This window comes from Microbacterium sp. (genome assembly GCF_011620665.1).
In the GTDB taxonomy this organism is placed as follows: Bacteria; Actinomycetota; Actinomycetes; order Actinomycetales; family Microbacteriaceae; genus Microbacterium.
This window is the reverse complement of sequence record NZ_WOYQ01000046.1, coordinates 1-3,193: the sequence shown is the minus strand read 5'-3', so window position 1 is coordinate 3,193 and position 3,193 is coordinate 1. Positions and strand designations below refer to the sequence as shown.

Below are 3,193 nucleotides of genomic sequence, written 5' to 3'. Positions count from 1 at the left end.
GTCCCACCCCAGCCGACCACTACACCAGCAGCAGCACGACTCCCACCGCGTTGAACGTCGCGTGCGCGGCCATCGCGCCGCCCAAACGGCCCGTCAGCACGGCGAGCGTGCCGCATCCCACGCCCACCCCGACCGTCCCGATCAGCTGCGCGATCGACACGTAGCCGCCCGACGTCACGAAGTGCAGCGCCGAAAACGCGGCGGTCGACACCACGATCGCGACCGTTGCCGCCGGCATGCGCCCCGCCCCGCTCAGCGCGTCGACCAGCGCCCGCAGCACGAGCCCGCGAAAGAACCACTCCTCGACGAACGGCGACACCAGCACCGCTCCGAGCACAATGACGACAAGAGTGCCGAGCGGCAGCGCGCCCGCCAGCGGCCCGGCGAGGGTGCCCGTGGTCGGAGCGAAGATCTCGACGACCGCGCGCACCACGAGCCCGATGCCCAGCCCGAGCACGAGGTCGGTCAAGCGCCATTCCCGGATGCCGGTGGCTCTCGCCAGCCCCAGACCCACACCCGCCCGCGAACCGGCATCCAGACTCACGCCCGCCCGCGAACCGGCATCCAGACCCGCACCCACCCGCGCCCCCACACCCGCCCCCACGATCACGGCAGCAACCAACGGCACGCTGATCACCAGCAGGTCGAGAAGATTCGCCGCCCAGTCCGGCCATGCGGGCATCTGCGGGCGGATCGCCGGGTAGGTCTGCAACACGACCACCGTGAGCGCGAAGCCGATCAGCGCGACGCCCAGCGCGACCCACGGCCGGGCATAGGCGACCGCAGATCCGGGCGACGGCTCAGATGTGCTCATGCCACGCCACCCCCCACGCCCACCACGCAGGGCAGAATCCCCAGACGCGTCACGAGATTGTCAGAGAGCTCGTCGTCCGCGACCCGGACGTACCAAACCCAAACCGGACGCCCAAACCCAAACCGGACGCCCAAACCCAAACCCAAACCCGACGCCCAAACCCAACCGACGCCCAAACCCACACCCGACGCGCCCGATCCCACAACCCGGCCGCGCAGCCCGCCCCGGCGCCTCAGCGCTGGGCGACAGCCTTGCGGCGCGCCATCGCGACCGTCACGGCGATCGCGCCGAGACCGATCGCGCCCACGCCGAGCCAGAGCGCCTCAGCGGGGATCGTGCCACCCGTCGAAGGCAACCCACCGCCGGCCGCGCCCGTGGCGACCGTGATCGTCACCGGTATCGGAGTGCCGGTCGCGTCGGTCACCGTGATGACGTACGTGCCGACGGTCGATGCCGTGAAGGTTGCCGTGGCCGTGCCGCCCACGATGGGCTTGACGACCGTCGGCTTCGCCGCGGCGAACACGATCGAGGTGAGCGTCGACCCCGAAGGACCCGAGGCGACCTCGAACTCCGCTTCAGTGCCGGTCAGGCCCGAAGCGGTGATGGGCGTCGAGCCACCGGGAACGATGGATGCCGAACCCGCCACAACCTCGATCTCGCTCGCGTAGTCGGCCATCGCTGCAGGAGCGACCGCGAAGACGAGCGCGGCGGCGATGCTGAGGGAGATCGCTGACTTCTTGAACATGGAAAGCCCTCCGAAGAATGGGGGTACGGTGGCCGAAGGCCTCTGTGGGGGCCATGCTACAGGCACATCCAGCCCAGAACCCCGACGTGATCGTTAACGCCGTGTAACGATGCGGGCCTGCACGTGCAGCGCGTCAGCCCAGAAATGTGCCGGTGAGCGCGAGCAGCACGAACGTCGCGTTGAACACGAGATGCACCAGCACGGCACCCCAGATGCGCCCGGTCAGCAACACGAGCAGCCCGCAGACGAGACCCAGCAGGGTCAGAGAGAGGGCAGCATCGGCCGTCGGAGTCGTCGTCAAAGCGTGCACGAGCACGAACAGACCGGTCGTGATGAGCAGGGCCGCTCCCCCGGCCACGACGTTGCCGAGCGCGCGGCGCAGAATGACATAGAGCGCGATCAGCAGCACGGCGCGATAGAAGAACTCTTCGACAGCGGGCGAGACGACGACCGCGCCGACCCCGTCGATCAGCCACCATTCCGCCGCCAGCCGACCGTCGACCAGTGGGTACGACGGAAACACGGCGACGCCCGGTTGAATCCACCCCTGCACGACGCGCAGCACGCCACCGAGCACCACCGCGTACAGAAAATCGAGTGGATGCAGGCGCAGCAGCCCGGCAGGCCGCGAGCGCGTCAGCGCCCAGACGACGGGCACGGCCAGCCCGACCCAGAGCAGCACGGTGCCGATCGTGGCCGCCCACGGCGAGGGCCAGACCAGGGTGATCGTCGCGCGGACGAGCACCGCGGCGACGAGCGAGATCAGCGCACCGGCCGCCAGCCATGCGTTCCAAACCGCGACCGTGTGACCACCCCACCGCCAGTCGGCGGGTGACGCGAGCTTCTCAGCCGTGCGCGCCCGGAGGCTCGCCCGCGTCGGCGGCGCGGGGGCGACCTCGTTGAGCGACTGTTCCGGCATTCGCCCACGCTACCGTGCCACTCCTCGGAAGGGCACTCGGTCTTGCGCGCTTATCGGTGGCCGCTGAGCCCGCGCGATCAGTGTGACCTGCCAGCCGCGCGGCCACACACAGACCTCGAGGGAGAAGCCGCCGGCCCGTCACCTTTCCGACACATACCGCTGATAGCCTCTCGACACAGAGCATGGAGTTTGCGAAAGGACGGTTCGTGACGCCTCGTCTGCAATCGGTCGACATACCGCCCACGAATGTTGGCTACCGGGTGATCGGCGCCGGCACCACCGAGGACAAGCGCATCGTCGGCCTGAGCACGCGCCTGTTCGGCGGCGTCGCGATTCTCGCGTTCCTCTTTCGCGTCGATGTCGCGCGCAGCTATCTGCAGGCGCTGCGAGATCAAGCTCGGGATGTCGGCAACGACGTCATGTTCAAGCTGAAAGACGACCCCCGCGTCACCCGCGTGGGCAGCTTCATCCGCCGCTTCAGCCTCGACGAGCTGCCCCAGCTGTCCAACGTGTTCGGCGGCAGCATGTCGCTGGTGGGACCCCGCCCGCCGCTCGTGCAAGAGGTAGAGCTCTACGACCCGGTCGAGAACTGGTCGCTGACTTGCGAGGTTGCCATCCTCGCCAAGACCGTGAAAGCGGTCCTCGCGAAGGACGGTGCGTTTTGAAAGTGCGAGATATCGTGGATGCTCATCAGACTGGCCCCGCAAGATCGCGC

The 3,193-nt window shown here is 68.7% G+C and carries 3 protein-coding genes and 1 pseudogene; 1 reads left to right on the top strand and 3 read right to left on the bottom strand.

The window, feature by feature from the left end:
* Positions 1 to 19: 19 nt before the first annotated feature.
* The 3 genes from QZV81_RS06400 to QZV81_RS06390 all read right to left on the bottom strand — a co-directional run bounded on the left by QZV81_RS06400 (position 20) and on the right by QZV81_RS06390 (position 2,478).
* Positions 20 to 814, bottom strand: coding sequence for a CPBP family intramembrane glutamic endopeptidase (locus QZV81_RS06400; RefSeq protein WP_292834505.1), 795 nt, complete (start codon positions 812 to 814; stop codon positions 20 to 22).
* Between the two features lie 232 nt (positions 815 to 1,046).
* Positions 1,047 to 1,559, bottom strand: coding sequence for a hypothetical protein (locus tag QZV81_RS06395; protein WP_292834503.1), 513 nt, complete (start codon positions 1,557 to 1,559; stop codon positions 1,047 to 1,049).
* Between the two features lie 133 nt (positions 1,560 to 1,692).
* Positions 1,693 to 2,478 carry a CPBP family glutamic-type intramembrane protease gene (locus QZV81_RS06390; protein WP_292834501.1) on the bottom strand — a complete coding sequence of 262 codons (786 nt, stop codon included), beginning with the start codon at positions 2,476 to 2,478 and terminating at the stop codon, positions 1,693 to 1,695.
* Positions 2,479 to 2,861: 383 nt separating this feature from the next.
* Here QZV81_RS06390 and QZV81_RS06385 point away from each other — a divergent pair.
* Positions 2,862 to 3,143 (top strand): annotated as a pseudogene (locus QZV81_RS06385) (sugar transferase); the annotation flags it as partial.
* Positions 3,144 to 3,193 lie beyond the last annotated feature (50 nt).

Bases quoted from the DNA above. Each gene is read 5' to 3' on its own strand.
- QZV81_RS06400 (WP_292834505.1), bottom strand. From the start codon at position 814: ATGAGCACATCTGAGCCGTCGCCCGGATCTGCGGTCGCCTATGCCCGG.
- QZV81_RS06395 (WP_292834503.1), bottom strand. From the start codon at position 1,559: ATGTTCAAGAAGTCAGCGATCTCCCTCAGCATCGCCGCCGCGCTCGTC.
- QZV81_RS06390 (WP_292834501.1), bottom strand. From the start codon at position 2,478: ATGCCGGAACAGTCGCTCAACGAGGTCGCCCCCGCGCCGCCGACGCGG.